Here is a 15,800-nt window from a genome sequence, read left to right as displayed (position 1 = left end):
TGACTAGTTGGTGCCGATCTTGGCCAGCAGGTCCACGATGCGGCCCTGCACGTCGGCGGTGGTGGCCCGCTCCGCGAGGAACAGCACGCTCTCCCCCGAAGCCAGCCGCGGCAGTTCGGACGCCTCGATCCCGGCGGTCGTGTAGACGACCAGCGGGGTGCGGTTCAGCTGCCCGTTCGCGCGCAGCCAGTCCACGATCCCGGCCCGCCGGCGCCGGACCTGCATCAGGTCCATGACCACCAGGTTGGGCCGCATCCGGGTCGCCAGTTCCACGGCGTCGGTGTCGGCACCCGCCCGCGCCACCTGGAGGCCGCGCCGCTCCAGCGCCGCGGTCAGGGCGGTGGCGATCTCGACGTGCTCCTCGATCAGCAGCACCCGCGAGGGGTGCTGCTCGCTGTCGCGCGGCGCGAGCGCCTTCAGCAGCACGGCCGGATCCGCGCCGTACGCCGCCTCCCGCGTGGCATGGCCCAGCCCGGCCGTGACCAGGACGGGCACCTCGGCGGCCACCGCGGCCTGGCGCAGGGACTGCAGGGCGGTCCGGGTGATGGGACCGGTCAGCGGGTCGACGAACAGGGCGGCGGGGAAGGCCGCGATCTGGGCGTCGACCTCCTCACGGGAGTGCACGATCACGGGGCGGTAGCCACGGTCGCTGAGGGCCTGCTGGGTCTGCGCGTCGGGCGCGGGCCACACCAGCAGCCGACGCGGATTGTCCAGCGGCTCCGGGGGCAGCTCGTCGTCCACGGGCCGCGGTACGGGCCGGTTGACCACCTCGACGGCGCCACCGGGGCCGTCCAGCGGCTCCGGGCCCTCGGCGGAGCCCGCCTCGGGTGCCCCTATGGCGAAGGCGCGCCCCTGGGGGGCCGGTTCGGACAGCCGGCGCCGCCGGCCGGAACCGGATCCGCCCAGGCCCGCGCCGGAGGTGTCGCCCGCGCCGGGGTCGACGGAGATGCCCTGGCCCAGGGTGCCGAGCGCGCGCACGCTGATCGGCTGCGCGGCGGCCGCCGGGGCGTCACCGGGCCGACGGGCACCGGGCAGAGCGGCGGGGCCGGGGGCCTCGTCGTCCTCGGCGGCGGTACGGGCCGCGGGGACGGGCCAGGCCGGGGCGGCGGGCAGCCCGCGGCGCCGGCCGGTCGGGTGCGCGGGGTCCTCGGCGCCCTCGGCGGCGGCCTCGGGGGTCTCCGGCTCGGCGCCGGCGGGAGCGCCGAGCACCCGGCGGCCACGGCGGCCGCCCGGCCCGTCGGCGTCGGCCTCGGCGGGAGCGGGGGCCCCGCCTGCCATGGCGGGGGTCTGCGGGGAGGCGGGGGCCGGCCCGGCGGGCAGTGCGAAGCCGCCCTCGGGCGCGAGGGGCCGGGGCGTGGCGGGGGCCGCGAGCCCGGCCGCCGGTACGGGACCGCCGGGCTGCGCGGGCGCGGCGGGCGGACCGCCCAGCGCCCGGCGGCGTCCGGCCGGATGCTCGGTCACCGGAACCGGGGGCACCGCCGGTACGGGCGGCAGCGCCGGCATGCCGGTGCCCTGCGGGGGCACGGGCCGGCCGGCCCCGCCCCGCGCGGCGTCCGCGCTGCCGTCGCCGTCCCGGCCGCGCCGGCGCCCGGTACCGAGTCCGGCGGGGTTCACCGGGGACTGCGCGAGCTCCGCCGGACCGGAGTCGGCGGGGCTGCCGTCCGCCCGGCGCCGCCCCGACGGCAGCGCGAGCGCGCCCCCGCCGTCACGGGCCCCGGGGGCCTTCGCCTCGTCCGCCCCGTCCTCCAGGAAGGCGTCGACTCCGCGCCGGGCCCGCCGCCCGCCGGGGCCGGGGGCGCCGTCGCCGCCCTCGGGAGCCGGCGGCTCCTCGGGGGGCTCCGGCAGGGTCACCGTCCCGGCACCCGTCCCGAGCGGCAGCTCCAGTACGTACGCCCCGCCGGGCGCGCCCGGAACCTCCACCGTCTGGAGGACCCCGCCGTGTGCGGCGACGATGCCCCGTACGACCGGCTCGTGCACGGGGGTGCCGCCCTCGTGCGGGCCGCGCACCTCGATCCGTACGACCTCGCCGCGCTGGGCGGCCGCGACCACGATGGTCGAGTCGCCGTAGCCGCTGCCCTGGGCGGTCTTGCCGGTGGCGTCCACCCCGGCGACGTCGGCGACCAGGTGCGCGAGGGCGGTCGCGATGCGCTCCGCGTCCACCTCGGCCTCGATGGTCGGGGCGTGGACGGCGAACTGCACCCGGCCGGGGCCGATCAGCTCGACGGCGCCGTCGATGCCGGCCGCGACGACCGTGTTGATCAGGACGTTCTTCTTCTTGAGCTTTTCGGCGCCGGCGTCGAGCCGCTGGAAGGCGAGCACGTTGTCGACCAGCGCGGTCATCCGCGAGTAGCCGGCGGCCAGGTGGTGCAGCAGCTGGTTGGCCTCGGGCCACAGCTGTCCCGCGTCGTCGGCGGCCAGGGTGGCCAGTTCGCCGCGCAGTTCGTCGAGGGGGCCGCGCAGGGACTCGCCGAGGACGGCCAGCAGCTGGGCGTGGCGCGCGGCGAGGGCGTCGTAGGCCCGCCGGTCGGTGAAGGTCATGACGGCGCCGACGAGGAGTTCCCCGTCCCGTACGGGCGAGGTGGTCAGGTCGACGGCGACGGGCTGTCCGGCCTTGTTCCACAGCACCTGCCCGCGGACGCGGTGCTTGCGGCCGCTGCGCAGGGTGTCGGCGAGCGGGGACTCGTCGAAGGGGAAGGGGGAGCCGTCGGCGCGCGAGTGCTGGACCAGCCCGTGCAGCTCGCGGTTGCCGAGGTCGGTGGCGCGGTAGCCGAGGATCTGCGCGGCGGCCGGATTGACGAGGACGACCCGGCCCTCGGTGTCCGTGCCGACGACGCCTTCGGCGGCGGCCCGCAGGATCATCTCGGTCTGCCGCTGGGAGCGGGCCAGCTCGGCCTCGGTGTCGACGGTCTCGGAGAGGTCCCGTACGACGAGCATCAGCAGCTCGTCACCGGTGTAGGCGGGCTGGGGCTCGCGGTAGGCGTCGCGGCCGTCGAGGTGGGCGCTGGTGACCTCGACGGGGAACTCGGTGCCGTCGGTGCGGCGCGCCGTCATCCGCTTGGGCTTGGAGCGGCCCTCGTCGTTGTCGCCGGGCCGGCGCATCGATCCGGGGATCAGCTTGGAGTCGAACTCCGGCAGCAGATCAAGTACGCCGCGTCCGACGAGCCCGGTGCCGGGACTCTCCATGACCGCGAGGGCGATCGAATTCGCGTTGACGACCGTGCCGTTGGCGTTGACGAGCAACAGCGCGTCCGGAAGGGCGTCGAGTATTGCTGCGAGGCGAGCAGCGCCTCGGGATGGCCTGCTGCTCACGACGAGCTTCCTCCCTGACCACGACTACCGGCATGTCACGGGAGGAGTCTAAGGGCACCGTCCCGCGGCGAGGTGGCGGATGGACGGGGGAAACCGTGCATCCGCCGCATCCTCCCAGGTCAGGCACTCGCACTCGGAAGCACAGGTTCCAGGTCGTTCCACCGGGCGATGTCGCATCCGTTCTTCCGGCGGAAGGTGCTGTCCACCTTCTCTCCGCGCCAGGTTCCGGTGACGCGGGCGGTCGCGGGACCGCCGTTCTGGAAGGTGCAGAGCTGCCGCTTCGGCTCGGGGGCGAAGGGGTTCTTGCCCTGCCGGGCGAACTCGTCGAGGCGGGCGCAGGCCTTCTTCGCCTCGGGGTGGCTGCCGCCGACGGGGTCGCACTCCAGCCGGTACTCGCCGTCGAGGAGGTGGTTGCCGGTGTCGGACACGGCGATGGTGAGCCGGTCGGGGGCGGCCGTCAGCAGTCGTGCCACCGGCAGGGACGGCAGCGGTGGCAGGGGGCCGGCGACCGCGGCGGCCAGGGCTGAGGTGACGGCGAAGGCGGCGAGACGCAGCATGGGGCACTCCAGGTCGTCCGTACGTCGTACGCCTCACCAACGACGCGCGCGCTCCGACGTTGCGTGCGGCCCCGGGGGTGTGCGGCGGACGTGTGCCGCACGTGTGTGCCGTCCCGGGGTGCGCGCACGCGGCTTTCGAGGCGGGGGGCTTAAGGCTTTGCCCTGCGGGCCCGGCTCCTTGTACCGTGGGAGCGGATTGGTGAGCGGCCCTGCGGCTGTGTCATCATCTGCACGCACCCTCGTACGCGGGGGTGTGCTGGAGGCGTCGCCTAGTCCGGTCTATGGCGCCGCACTGCTAATGCGGTTTGGGGCTTACCCCCCATCGAGGGTTCAAATCCCTCCGCCTCCGCACTCACGAAGCCCCGGTCCTCACGGACCGGGGCTTCGGTGCGTTCGGGGCACCTCGTCCGGGCACCTCGATCGGTTCGGGTCACCTCGGCCGGGGCACCTCGGTCGGCTCGCCTCGATCGGGTCGCACGCGCATCGGGCCGCTCGCGCGGGCTCCGGCGCGGCGACGGGCCCTGGAGGGTTTCGGCCGCCCCTGCGGGGGTAGCGCGAGCGCGGACCAGGCTTCCCCGAAGACGTACGGACGATCTTCTTCCGGGGCGTTTCCGCAGGTCAGGCGTGGTGGAGCTAATGGATTTCGCGTCCCGCCGAGGTCCATGTATTGTTGTTCTCGCAAGGCCAACGGGGCGCAAAACCCCGAGAAGCCCAAGCACTCGTAGCTTAACGGATAGAGCATCTGACTACGGATCAGAAGGTTGCAGGTTCGAATCCTGCCGAGTGCACAGCAAACGAAGGCCCCCCGGACATCGTCCGGGGGGCCTTCGGCGTCAGCCGGTACGCCCTCGCCCCCAGCCCCCGAGGACTGCGCATGACCGTGCACACCGCCACTCCGCTCACGCGGACGATCTCCGCGCCCGAGCGGGTCTGGTACGCCTCGTACGGGTCGAACATGCACGTGGACCGCCTCGCGGCGTACATCGCCGGCGGCACCCTGCCAGGGGCGGAGCGCGTCTATCCGGGCTGCCGCGACCACCGGGGGCCGGAGCGTTCCCTCGCGGTGGAGCTGGAGGGCTGCCTCTACTTCGCCACGGAGTCCACCGTGTGGACGGGAGGCCGGGCGTTCTACGACCCGGCGGCTCCCGGGCTGACGCGGGCGCGGGCGCACCTGGTGACGCCGGAGCAGATGTCCGACATCGCCGCCCAGGAGATGTACGAGGAGCCCGGCACGGACCTGGACCTGACGAAGGTGCTGCGCGACGGCCGCGACGAGGTGGGACCGGGACGGTACGAGACCCTGATCTGCCCGGGGGAGATCGAGGGCGTCCCCGTCCTGACGTTCACCGCGCCGTGGACCCTGCGGGACGTCGAGGTGCGCGCCCCGTCCGCCGCGTACCTGCGCTACCTGGCCGGCGGCCTGTTGCAGTCGGGGCCGTGGGAAGAGCCCGGGATCGCCGCGTACTTGTCCTCCCGCCCCGGCGCCGCCGGGCAGTGGACCGCGGCGCGGGTACTGGACCTGCTCAGGGGCGGCAACGGCTGACGTCCGGGCCGGAAGGTCCACCCCGACGGCCTTTGCGGTGCTTTGACATCGCCGTCGCTAGCCTTCGGAGGACAGCTGATCGTTTCGAACTTTCGAGGGGGGACCCATGGGTCTGTTCGGGAACGCGCACACCGTCGATCCGGTGTCGGCGCAGCGGGACTACGCCCGGCTGCTCGGCAACGGCGAGCAGGTGCACGCCGCCTACCTGCTGATCCGGGACACGATCCTGTTCACCGACCGGCGCCTGGTGCTGGTCGACAAGCAGGGGCTCACGGGCAAGAAGGTGGAGTACCACTCGATCCCGTACCGGAGCATCACGCACTTCTCCGTGGAGACCGCCGGCCACTTCGATCTCGACGCCGAGCTCAAGATCTGGATATCGGGCACGTCGGCACCGATCGAGAAGACCTTCACCAAGGGCGTCGACATCTACGAGGTGCAGGCGATCCTGACCCAGTTCGTCGCCCGCTGACGGCCACCGCGGCCGGGGCGGCGCGAAGGCGGCCCCGGCCGCGGCCGCCGGTCAGGCGAGGACGCGCGGCAGGCCCGTCACCGACATCACCAGCGAGTAGAGCGAGGTGGTGGCGGTGATGAAGAGACGGTTGTTCTTCGGGCCGCCGAAGGCGATGTTCGAGACGGGCTCCGGGACGCGCAGGCGGCCGATGAGGTCGCCGTCCGCCGCGTAGCAGTGCACGCCCGCGTCCATCGCGGCCGCCCACAGCCGGCCCTCGTCGTCGAAGCGGATGTTGTCCGGCCGGGGGCAGGTGGCGAAGACGCGGTCGCCGCTCAGCGTGCCGTCCGCGCCGACCTTGAAGGCGCGGATGTGGCCCGCGCGGGTGTCCGAGGCGTAGAGCTCGCTCTCGTCCGGGGAGAAGACCAGGCCGTTCGGGCCGAGGAAGCCGTCCGCGACGAGGCGGACCTCGCCGGTGGCCGGGTCGGCGCGGTAGAGGTTGCAGGCGCCGATCTCGCTCGGCGCCCGGTGGCCCTCGTAGTCGTTGGTGATGCCGAAGTCGGGGTCCGAGAACCAGATCGAGCCGTCCGAGCGGACCACCGCGTCGTTCGGGCTGTTGAGGCGCTTGCCGTCCCAGCGGTCGGCGATGACGGTGATCCGGCCGTCGTGCTCGGTGCGGGTGACGCGGCGGTTGCCCTGCTCACAGGTGATCAGACGGCCCTCGCGGTCGAGGGTGTTGCCGTTGGAGTGGCCCGCCGGGGAGCGGAACTCCGAGACCGCGCCCGTGACCTCGTCCCAGCGCAGCATCCGGTCGTTCGGGATGTCGCTCCACACCAGCTGGCGCCAGGCCGGCAGGTACAGCGGCCCCTCGGCCCAGCGGCAGCCGTCGTACAGCCGCTCCAGGCGCATGTCGCCGTTGGCGCAGCGTCCCGTGCGGAAACGGTCGTCCAGGACCTCGTACAAACCACGGTCGGCTATGCCTGACATTCTTCCCCCTGAAGTCCGAGTCGCCGAATTTTGTTCGGTGTGATGGTGAGATTGCAGGATCCGGTACCGTCTTCGCAAGAGCCGACGGCTCAGTGAGAGGAAGATCGCGTGGACGACATCGACCGGGCGCTCGTCCTGCGCCTCCAGCAGGACGCGGGCCAGTCGTACGCCGCCCTCGGCACCGCCGTCGGGCTGTCGGCGGGGGCGACCCACGAACGCGTGCGCAAGCTCCGCGAGCGCGGGGTCATCCGGCGGACCACCGTCGACGTCGACCCGGCCGCCGTGGGCAGCGGGGTGCTCGCCTACGTGATGGTCGACTCCCGTACCTGGATGGGCGAGTCCGGGCCGGCCTTCGAGGCGATCCCGGAGATCCAGGAGGCCCACGTCATCGCGGGCAGCGCCTCCGTCCTGGTCAAGGTCCGCACCTCCTCGACCGGGCAACTGCAGGACGTGCTGCGCCGGCTGTACGCGATCGACGGGGTCAGCGGCACGCACGCCACCGTCGTCCTGGACACCTTCTTCGAGCGGCCGCTCCCGCTGTGACCTGGCGGTGCACCGGCATCCGGTGGGACGGCGGGCGCCCCGCGATGGGATGGACCGGCCCCGCGGACCGCGTCAGCCCGCTCGCCCCCGGTCAGCGCCTCGCCTTCACCGCCCGGGGCGAGCGGCGCTGCCTGGGCGTGCGCCGGGCCGGGAAGCGGACCCCCTGCCCCACCGGCCTGGCCGTCCCGGGCCGCGTCGGGAACGCCCAGTGCCCCGAGTGCGCCCGCCTGGACCGGTCCTTCTCCGTCGCCGCCGACACCAACGCCGCCGATCCGCGCACCTACCGGGTCTACCTGGCGTGGTTCGGGCCGGACACCGTCAAGGTCGGCATCACCGCCGAGGAACGAGGCCCGGCCCGGCTCCTGGAACAGGGCGCGGTGACCTGGGCCTGGCTGGGGCGGGGCCCGCTGATGGCCGCGCGCCGCACCGAGGAGCTGCTGCGCGCCGCCCTCGGCGTGCCGGACCGGATCGCCTACGCCCGCAAGCGCGCCCTGCGCGGGCTGCTGCCGCCGGAGCCCGAGCGGGCCCGGGAGGTCGCCGCACTGCACGCCCGGGCCGTCGCGCTGCCCGGCTGGCCGGAGTCCCTGGAACGCGTGGAATGCGCCATCGCCGACCACGCCGGGCCGTTCGGGCTGGCCGGACTGCCCGCCCCGGCCCGGGCGATCACGGAGATGGTGCCCGGCGGGACGGTCGTGGGCCTGCTGGCGGGCGCGGCCGGCCCCGACCTGCACTTCACCGACGGGCTCGTGGTGGACGCCCGGCTGCTGGCCGGCTGGGAACTGACCGCCGCTCCCGAGGGCGCGGTCACCGACGTACCGCTCGCGGAAATCGCCCCGCCGGGGCCCGCGGCGGGCCAGGACGGGCTGTTCTGACCCCTGACCCCTGATCCCCGACCCCTGGGCCATGCCTTTGCGGCCGCGCCCGCCGAGGCCGTGATCAAGGTCAAAACTTGGATCCCTTTGGCCTTCCGGGCCCGATTCCGGTGGACATGCCGAAGCGGTCCGCAGAGGGTGGTGGGCATGAGCATCCAGCCTGTTCCGGCATTCGAACCGCCTTACGTGATGGCCGTCTTCAGCAATGTCCGCACCCCCGACGACAGCGGATATCCGGAGACCAACACCCGGATGAACGAGATCGTCGCGGAGAACCCGGGCTTCCTCGGCTACGAGTCCGCCCGGACCCCCGGCGGCCTCGGCATCACCGTCGCCTACTTCCGCGACCACGAGTCCCTCACCGTCTGGAGAGAGGACATGGAGCACCAGGCGGCCATGAAACAAGGCCGCGCCCACTGGTACGACAGCTACACCCTGCACGTCGCGACGGTCGAGCGGAGCCACGGCTTTGCCCGCAACGGCTGAGGCGGTCCGCGCCTTCCGCGAACGGCTCGGGCTGCCCGGACTGGTCGACGTGCACACGCACTTCATGCCCGAGCGGGTCCTGGCCAAGGTGTGGGACTACTTCGACGCGGCCGGCCCGCTGACCGGCGTCGCGTGGCCCATCACCTACCGCCACGAGGAGGAGCAGCGGCTGGCCCTGCTGAGGGAGTTCGGCGTACGGGCCTTCACCGCGATGGTCTACCCCCACAAGCCCGCCATGGCCGCCTGGCTCAACTCCTGGGCCGCCGGTTTCGCCGCCCGCACCCCCGACTGCCTGCACACCGCGACCTTCTTCCCGGAGGAGGGGGTGAGCGCGTACGTACGCCGGGCCCTCGACGCCGGGGCCCGCGTCTTCAAGGCCCACCTCCAGGTCGGCGGGTACGACCCGAACGACGAACTGCTCGACCCGGTCTGGGGGATGCTGACCGAGGCCGGGACCCCCATCGTGATCCACTGCGGTTCGGGACCCGCTCCGGGCAAGCACACCGGCCCCGGACCCGTCGCCCGGCTGCTGGCCCGCCACCCCCGGCTGCCGCTGATCGTCGCGCACATGGGCATGCCCGAGTACGACGCCTTCCTGGACCTGGCCGACCGGTACCCCGAGGTCCGCCTCGACACCACCATGGCCTTCACCGACTTCTCCGAGCGCTTCAGCGCCTTCCCGCCCGCAGACGTCGCCCGGCTCGCGGACCTCGGGGACCGCATCCTGCTGGGCACCGACTTCCCGAACATCCCCTACCCCTACGAGCACCAGCTGGAGGCCCTGGAACGGCTCGGCCTCGGCGACGACTGGCTGCGCGCGGTCTGCCACGACAACGGCGCCCGCCTGTTCCGCCTCCACTCCTGAAACCGGCCCGGGGCCCGTCCCCTAAGCCCGCCCCGTGACCCTCCGGCCGCGCCGGCGATTCTCAGGAGATTCACAGGAAGGCGCAAGAACGCTCTCAGAGGCGGCGGCCAGCGTGAACCCATGACTGCGACGACCACCTCCCACGCGTCCACGTCCACCGGCAACCCGACGGCCCTCGTGCGCCCCGACGGCGGACCCTGCCGGGTCCTCGTCGTCGACGACGAGGCCTCCCTCTCCGAGCTGCTGTCCATGGCCCTGCGCTACGAGGGCTGCGAGGTCCGCAGCGCGGGCGACGGGGCGGGCGCCGTACGGGCGGCGCGGGAGTTCCGCCCGGACGTGGTCGTACTCGACATCATGCTCCCGGACATGGACGGGCTGGCCGTCCTCGGACGGCTGCGGCGGGAGATCCCGCACGTCCCGGTGCTGTTCCTGACGGCCAGGGACTCGGTCGAGGACCGGATCGCGGGCCTGACCGCCGGCGGCGACGACTACGTCACCAAGCCCTTCAGCCTGGAGGAGGTCGTCGCCCGGCTGCGCGGCCTGGTCCGCCGCTCGGGGGCGGCCCAGGCCGCGCGCGGCGGATCCGTGCTCGCCGTCGGTGACCTGCGGCTCGACGAGGACAGCCACGAGGTGGTCCGGGGCGGCCAGGAGGTCCACCTGACCGCCACCGAGTTCGAGCTGCTGCGCTACCTCATGCGCAACCCCCGCCGGGTGCTCAGCAAGGCCCAGATCCTGGACCGCGTCTGGTCCTACGACTTCGGCGGCCAGGCCAACGTGGTGGAGCTCTACATCTCCTACCTGCGCCGCAAGCTGGAGGCGGGCACCGGCCTGCCCCCGCTGATCCACACCCGGCGCGGCGCCGGTTACCTGATCAAGCCGGCCGAGTAGTGCCCGTACGCCCCTCCCGGCCGGTACGCCTTCCCCGGCCCGGCCGCCCCTCACGGCCCGGCCGCCGGCCGTGGTCCCTGCGGACCCGGCTGGTGGTCTCGGCGGTGGCGCTGATCGCCGTGGTCGGCGCGGCCATCGGCACCGTCACCACCCTCGCCCTGCGCTCCTACCTGACCGACCGGCTCGACGAGCAGCTCGGCGTCTCCGTCGACATGGCCGTGCGCGGCCCCGGCGCGGGCAAGGCCGCCCGCGACAACAGCCTCGGCTTCGTCCTGGCCCCCGGCAACCCGCAGAACACCGCCGGGATCCGCCTCGACCCCGCCGGGAAGGTCCTCGGTACCGCCCGCAGCTCACCCGCCGACGGCTCCGCCCCCGACCACCTGCGCGCCCTGTCCGAGGCCCAGACCGAAGCCCTGGCCGGGGTCGCGCGCAAGGCCGCGCGCGGCAGCACCGCCCCCGTGGACCTGGAGCTCCCCGGCCTCGGCGGCTACCGCGCGCAGACCGCACCCGGCGGGAGCCTCGTCCTCGCGATCCCGCTGCGCGACGTGGATCGTACGGTGCACACCCTGATCGGCGTCGAGGTCTCCGTCACCCTCGCCGGGCTGATCGCGGCCTCCCTCGCCGGACAGGCCCTCGTCGGGGTCGCCCTGCGGCCGCTGCGCCGGGTCGCCGCCACCGCCACCCGCGTCTCCGAACTCCCCCTGCACAGCGGGGAACCCGCCCTGCACGAACGGGTCCCCGACGCCGAGGCCGACCCCCGTACCGAAGTGGGCCAGGTCGGCGCGGCCCTCAACCGGATGCTGGGCCACGTCTCCTCCGCCCTCACCGCCCGCCAGGAGAGCGAGACCCGCGTCCGCCAGTTCGTCGCCGACGCCAGCCACGAGCTGCGCACCCCGCTCGCGTCCATCCGCGGCTACGCCGAACTCACGCGCCGGGGACGGGAGGAGACCGGCCCCGACACCCGGCACGCGCTGGGCCGCATCGAGTCGGAGGCCACCCGGATGACCGGGCTCGTCGAGGACCTCCTGCTGCTGGCCCGGCTCGACGCCGGCCGCCCGCTGCCCGGCTCCGCCGCCGACACCGACCTCGCCCCCCTCGTCGTGGACGCCGTCAGCGACGCCCGGGCCGCCGGGCCGGGCCACCACTGGAGACTCGACCTTCCCGCCGAGCCCGTACCCGTGCACGCCGATCCGGCCCGGATCCAGCAGGTGCTGGTGAACCTCCTCGCCAATGCCCGCACCCACACCCCGCCCGGGACGACCGTCACCGCCCGTGTTTCACGTGAAACATCCGCCGTCCGGCTGCTGATCGAGGACAACGGGCCCGGCATCCCGCCCCAGCTGCTGCCCCACGTCTTCGAGCGGTTCGCCCGCGGTGACGCCTCCCGCTCCCGCGCGGCGGGCTCCACGGGCCTCGGACTCGCCATCGTCCACGCCGTGGTCTGGGCGCACGGCGGCCGCGTCGGCGTGCGCAGCGAACCCGGCCGGACCTCCTTCGAAGTGCGCCTCCCGCTCGCCGCGGCCACCCACGCACAGTCGGGTCACACGCAGTCGGGTCACGCACGGGCGGGTCACGCACAGCCGGGTCACGCACGGGCGGGTCACTCACAGACGAGTCACTCACAGACGGGGCACAGGCTCACCACACAGCGGTGACAGGGCGCCCCGCGAGGGTCGTCCCATGTCAACCGACGCCTCTCCCGGGGCCCTTCCGGCACGGGCGCCCCTCGCGCCCCTGCCCGGTGTGCCCGTGCTCGACGTGGTGATCCCGGTCTTCAACGAGGAGAAGGACCTGGGCCCCTGCGTCCGCCGGCTGCACGCCCACCTCACCCGCACCTTCCCCTACCCCTTCCGCATCACCATCGCCGACAACGCCAGCACCGACCGCACCCCCGAGGTCGCGGCCGCCCTTGCCGTCGGCTGCGCCGAGGTGCGCAGCACGCGGCTGGAGGAGAAGGGCCGCGGCCGCGCCCTGCGCACCGTCTGGTCCCGGTCGGAGGCGCCCGTCCTCGCGTACATGGACGTGGACCTCTCCACCGACCTGAACGCGCTCCTGCCCCTGGTCGCCCCGTTGATCTCCGGTCACTCCGACCTGGCGATCGGCACCCGGCTCGCCCGCTCCTCGCGGGTGGTCAGGGGAGCGAAGCGGGAGTTCGTCTCGCGGGCCTACAACCTGCTGCTGCGCTCCTCCCTCGCCGCCCGCTTCAGTGACGCCCAGTGCGGTTTCAAGGCCATCCGCCGGGAGGTGGCCGAGCGCCTGCTGCCGCTCGTGGAGGACTCCGGCTGGTTCTTCGACACCGAACTGCTGGTGCTGGCCGAGCGGGCCGGGCTGCGGATCCACGAGGTGCCGGTGGACTGGGTGGACGACCCGGACTCCACGGTCCACATCGCGCGCACCGCCGCCGAGGACCTCAAGGGGGTCTGGCGGGTGGGGCGGGCCCTGGCCGTCGGCGCGCTCCCGCTGGACCGGCTCGCCCGCCCCTTCGGGGACGATCCGCGCGACCGGACGGCCCTGCCCGGGGTCCCGCGCGGCCTGGCCCGTCAGCTCCTCGGCTTCTGCGCCGTCGGGGTCCTGAGCACGCTGCTCTACCTGCTGCTCTACTCCGCCCTGCGCGCGGTGGCCGGACCGCAGGGCGCGAACGCGGTGGCCCTGCTGCTGTGCGCGGTCGCCAACACCGCCGCCAACCGGCGGCTCACCTTCGGCGTGCGCGGCCGGGCCCGGGCGATCCGCCACCAGGCGCAGGGGCTGGTGGTGTTCGGCATCGGGCTGGCGCTGACCAGCGGTTCCCTCGCCGCGCTCGGGGCGGCCAGCGCCGAGCCCTCGCACGGCACCGAACTCGCCGTCCTGATCACGGCGAACCTCGCCGCGACCGTGCTGCGGTTCCTGCTCCTGCGGTCCTGGGTCTTCCCCGACCCGGCGCCCCGCGCCACGACCGAGCCGGCCGGCCCGGCCACCTCGACGACCCCGACCACCCCGACGACCCGGACCACCCCGCCGGCCCCGACCACCCCGACGACCCAGGAGGGCCCGTGACCACGGCCGCACTGCCGCTCTTCCCGCCCGCCGCACCCGTACCCGTACCCGGGACCGTCCGGGCGGCGGCCGAGCGGCCCCGCTGGGAGCGGCCCGCGTACACCGCCCTGCTCCTGTGCACGGCCCTGCTGCTGCTGTGGAACCTGGGGGCCTCGGGCTACGCCAACTCCTTCTACTCCGCCGCCGTCCAGGCCGGTTCGGAGAGCTGGAAGGCCTTCTTCTTCGGCTCCTCCGACGCCGGGAACTCCATCACCGTCGACAAGCCCCCCGCCGCCCTGTGGCCGATGGCGCTGTCCGTACGGCTCTTCGGACTCGGCGCCTGGCAGATCCTCGTGCCGCAGGCCCTGATGGGCGTGGGCACCACCGCGGTCCTGTACGCCTCCGTACGCCGCCAGTTCGGACCCGCCGCGGCCCTGCTCAGCGGCGCCGCGTTCGCGCTCACGCCCGTCGCCGCGCTGATGTTCCGCTTCAACAACCCGGACGCGCTGCTGACCCTGCTGCTGACCGTCACCGTGTACTGCGTCCTGCGGGCCCTGGAAGGCGCGCACACCCGGTGGCTGGTCTGGGCCGGCGTCGCGGTCGGCTTCGCCTTCCTGACGAAGACCCTCCAGGCCTTCGTCGTCCTGCCGCCGCTCGCCCTGCTGTACGCCGTCTGCGCGCCGGCCCGGCTGAGCCGCCGCCTGGGCCAGCTGCTGCTCGCGGGGCTGGCCGCGGTGGTGGCCGGCGGCTGGTGGGTGGCGGTCGTGGAGCTGTGGCCCGCCGCGTCCCGCCCGTACATCGGCGGCTCCCAGAACAACTCCTTCCTGGAGCTGACCCTCGGCTACAACGGCCTGGGCCGGATCAACGGGAACGAGACCGGCAGCGTCGGCGGTGGCGGCGGGCGCGCCGGTGGTGGCGGTGGGGGCTGGGGGGAGACCGGTGTCGACCGGCTCTTCTCGGCCAATGTGGGCGGTCAGATCTCCTGGCTGCTGCCCGCCGCGCTGGTCATGCTGGTCGCCGGGCTGGTGATCACCTGGCGGGCCCGCCGGGCCACCGACTCGCTGGAGGCCATGGCCCGCGCGGCGTTCCTGGCCTGGGGCGGAGGCCTGCTGATCACGGCCCTCGTCTTCAGCTTCATGCAGGGCATCTTCCACGAGTACTACACCGTCGCACTGGCCCCGTTCGCGGCCGCGCTGACCGGGATGGGCGTGGGCGTGCTGTGGGAGGAGCGGAGCTCCCGGGCGGCCGCGCTGACCCTGTCCGGAACCCTGGCCCTGACCGCGTACTGGTCCTTCGTGCTGCTCGGCCGCGCCTCCGGTTACCTGCCGGGGCTGCGCTGGGCGGTGCTGGTGGCGGGTGTGCTCGCGGCGGCGGCCCTGCCCTTCGCCGCCCGCTTCGGCCGCCGGGCCCTGCGCGCGACGGCGGCGCTGGGGCTGGCGGCGGCGCTGGCCGGGCCGTTCGCGTACTGCCTGACCACCGTGAGCACCGGCCACACGGGCTCCATCGTGACGGCCGGACCGGCCGTGGCGGGCGGCCGGGGCGGTCCGGGGGCCCCGGGCGGCCCCGGCGGAACGCGGCCGGGCTTCGGCCCCGGCGGCGAGGCCCCGCCCGGGGGCGGTACGGCCGGTGCGCCGGGCGGGGACGGCCGGGGCACCGTACGCGCCGACGGCCGGGTCGGCCCGGGCGGCCCGGGTACCGGCGGCGGCCCCGGCGGCGGTGCGGGCGGCCCCGGCGGGCTGCTGGGCGGGACCCGGGTCGGGGCCGAGGCGGAGGCCGCGCTGCGTGCGGACGCCGGCCGGTACACCTGGGCGGCGGCCGCCATCGGATCGCAGAACGCGGCGAGTTACCAGCTGGCTTCGGGGGAGCCGGTCATGGCGATCGGCGGCTTCAACGGCAGCGACCCCTCCCCGACCCTGGAGCAGTTCCAGGCGTACGTGAAGTCGGGCCGGATCCACTGGTTCATCGCCCAGTCCGGAGCCCAGCCCGGAGCCGAGGCCGGAGCCCAGTCCGGAGCCCAGCCCGGAGCGGGTGGGCAGACCCGGCCCGGTGCCGGCACGGGGGACGGCGGCGGTCCCGGCGGAGGAGGCGGCGGCGGCGCCCGCCCCGGCGGGGCCGCCGGATCCGCCATCGAGAACTGGGTGAAGGCGAACTTCGAGCCCACCACCATCGGCGGGACCACCTTCTACGACCTGACCGGCGCGTCCTGATCCGACCGGCACGGCGGAGGCACCCCCTAGCATCAAGAGGGCGGACCGGGCATTCCGGGCTGATCCCCCTGTGGTGAGGA

The 15,800-nt window shown here is 74.4% G+C and carries 13 protein-coding genes and 2 tRNA genes; 12 read left to right on the top strand and 3 right to left on the bottom strand.

Annotated elements, in window-relative coordinates; translation table 11 throughout:
- Nucleotides 1–3: 3 nt before the first annotated feature.
- Nucleotides 4–3,309 (bottom strand): response regulator, encoded by a 3,306-nt coding sequence (locus AC07B0_RS14355; RefSeq protein ID WP_478898244.1) that lies wholly within the window; start codon nucleotides 3,307–3,309, stop codon nucleotides 4–6.
- Between the two features lie 119 nt (nucleotides 3,310–3,428).
- Nucleotides 3,429–3,866, bottom strand: coding sequence for an SSI family serine proteinase inhibitor (locus AC07B0_RS14350; protein ID WP_467295881.1), 438 nt, complete (start codon nucleotides 3,864–3,866; stop codon nucleotides 3,429–3,431).
- 258 nt (nucleotides 3,867–4,124) lie between these two features.
- Between AC07B0_RS14350 and AC07B0_RS14345 the strand changes: the two genes are divergently transcribed.
- The 4 genes from AC07B0_RS14345 (at nucleotide 4,125) to AC07B0_RS14330 (ending at nucleotide 5,881) form a co-directional block, all read left to right on the top strand.
- Nucleotides 4,125–4,215, top strand: a tRNA-Ser gene (locus tag AC07B0_RS14345).
- A gap of 366 nt (nucleotides 4,216–4,581) precedes the next feature.
- Nucleotides 4,582–4,654: transfer RNA gene (locus AC07B0_RS14340), tRNA-Arg, on the top strand.
- An 86-nt stretch (nucleotides 4,655–4,740) separates the two neighbouring features.
- Nucleotides 4,741–5,409, top strand: a complete 669-nt coding sequence (locus AC07B0_RS14335) for a histone deacetylase (protein WP_478898242.1) — start codon at nucleotides 4,741–4,743, stop codon at nucleotides 5,407–5,409.
- Nucleotides 5,410–5,515: 106 nt separating this feature from the next.
- Nucleotides 5,516–5,881 carry a PH domain-containing protein gene (locus AC07B0_RS14330; protein WP_356876165.1) on the top strand — a complete coding sequence of 122 codons (366 nt, stop codon included), beginning with the start codon at nucleotides 5,516–5,518 and terminating at the stop codon, nucleotides 5,879–5,881.
- Nucleotides 5,882–5,932: 51 nt separating this feature from the next.
- Here the strand turns inward: AC07B0_RS14330 and AC07B0_RS14325 are convergent, their stop codons facing one another.
- The gene (locus AC07B0_RS14325; RefSeq protein ID WP_467295877.1) at nucleotides 5,933–6,847 is read right to left on the bottom strand and encodes an SMP-30/gluconolactonase/LRE family protein; all 915 of its coding nucleotides are present in this window, start codon (nucleotides 6,845–6,847) and stop codon (nucleotides 5,933–5,935) included.
- A 108-nt stretch (nucleotides 6,848–6,955) separates the two neighbouring features.
- On the opposite strand from AC07B0_RS14325, the gene AC07B0_RS14320 reads away from it, so the two are divergent.
- The 8 genes from AC07B0_RS14320 to AC07B0_RS14285 all read left to right on the top strand — a co-directional run bounded on the left by AC07B0_RS14320 (nucleotide 6,956) and on the right by AC07B0_RS14285 (nucleotide 15,720).
- Nucleotides 6,956–7,390 carry an Lrp/AsnC family transcriptional regulator gene (locus AC07B0_RS14320; RefSeq protein WP_467295876.1) on the top strand — a complete coding sequence of 145 codons (435 nt, stop codon included), beginning with the start codon at nucleotides 6,956–6,958 and terminating at the stop codon, nucleotides 7,388–7,390.
- Between the two features lie 44 nt (nucleotides 7,391–7,434).
- On the top strand, nucleotides 7,435–8,262 hold the full coding sequence (locus tag AC07B0_RS14315) for a DUF2797 domain-containing protein (protein ID WP_478898240.1): 828 nt from the start codon (nucleotides 7,435–7,437) through the stop codon (nucleotides 8,260–8,262).
- A gap of 147 nt (nucleotides 8,263–8,409) precedes the next feature.
- A complete protein-coding gene (locus AC07B0_RS14310; RefSeq protein ID WP_478898238.1) occupies nucleotides 8,410–8,748 on the top strand; it encodes an antibiotic biosynthesis monooxygenase family protein in 339 nt (112 codons plus the stop codon).
- Nucleotides 8,732–9,613 carry an amidohydrolase family protein gene (locus AC07B0_RS14305; RefSeq protein WP_478898236.1) on the top strand — a complete coding sequence of 294 codons (882 nt, stop codon included), beginning with the start codon at nucleotides 8,732–8,734 and terminating at the stop codon, nucleotides 9,611–9,613. The genes AC07B0_RS14310 and AC07B0_RS14305 overlap by 17 nt, the downstream gene beginning before the upstream one ends.
- 120 nt (nucleotides 9,614–9,733) lie before the next feature.
- Entirely contained in the window at nucleotides 9,734–10,501 is a 768-nt protein-coding gene (locus AC07B0_RS14300) for a response regulator transcription factor (protein ID WP_356876177.1), read from the top strand.
- Nucleotides 10,502–10,590: 89 nt separating this feature from the next.
- Nucleotides 10,591–12,156: a sensor histidine kinase gene (locus AC07B0_RS14295; RefSeq protein ID WP_478898504.1), complete on the top strand. Its 1,566-nt coding sequence runs from the start codon at nucleotides 10,591–10,593 to the stop codon at nucleotides 12,154–12,156.
- Nucleotides 12,157–12,181: 25 nt separating this feature from the next.
- Nucleotides 12,182–13,534: a bifunctional glycosyltransferase family 2/GtrA family protein gene (locus AC07B0_RS14290; RefSeq protein WP_478898235.1), complete on the top strand. Its 1,353-nt coding sequence runs from the start codon at nucleotides 12,182–12,184 to the stop codon at nucleotides 13,532–13,534.
- Nucleotides 13,531–15,720 (top strand): glycosyltransferase family 39 protein, encoded by a 2,190-nt coding sequence (locus AC07B0_RS14285; RefSeq protein ID WP_478898233.1) that lies wholly within the window; start codon nucleotides 13,531–13,533, stop codon nucleotides 15,718–15,720. The genes AC07B0_RS14290 and AC07B0_RS14285 overlap by 4 nt, the downstream gene beginning before the upstream one ends.
- Nucleotides 15,721–15,800: the final 80 nt, after the last annotated feature.

This window comes from Streptomyces sp. NPDC044704 (assembly GCF_056433525.1).
The sequence above is the reverse complement of the archived record's forward strand: the minus strand, read 5'-3'. Positions and strand labels throughout refer to the sequence as shown.

Bases quoted from the DNA above. Each gene is read 5' to 3' on its own strand.
- AC07B0_RS14315 (WP_478898240.1), top strand. From the start codon at position 7,435: ATGGGATGGACCGGCCCCGCGGACCGCGTCAGCCCGCTCGCCCCCGGT.
- AC07B0_RS14290 (WP_478898235.1), top strand. From the start codon at position 12,182: ATGTCAACCGACGCCTCTCCCGGGGCCCTTCCGGCACGGGCGCCCCTC.
- AC07B0_RS14310 (WP_478898238.1), top strand. From the start codon at position 8,410: ATGAGCATCCAGCCTGTTCCGGCATTCGAACCGCCTTACGTGATGGCC.
- AC07B0_RS14325 (WP_467295877.1), bottom strand. From the start codon at position 6,847: ATGTCAGGCATAGCCGACCGTGGTTTGTACGAGGTCCTGGACGACCGT.
- AC07B0_RS14330 (WP_356876165.1), top strand. From the start codon at position 5,516: ATGGGTCTGTTCGGGAACGCGCACACCGTCGATCCGGTGTCGGCGCAG.
- AC07B0_RS14335 (WP_478898242.1), top strand. From the start codon at position 4,741: ATGACCGTGCACACCGCCACTCCGCTCACGCGGACGATCTCCGCGCCC.
- AC07B0_RS14350 (WP_467295881.1), bottom strand. From the start codon at position 3,866: ATGCTGCGTCTCGCCGCCTTCGCCGTCACCTCAGCCCTGGCCGCCGCG.
- AC07B0_RS14300 (WP_356876177.1), top strand. From the start codon at position 9,734: ATGACTGCGACGACCACCTCCCACGCGTCCACGTCCACCGGCAACCCG.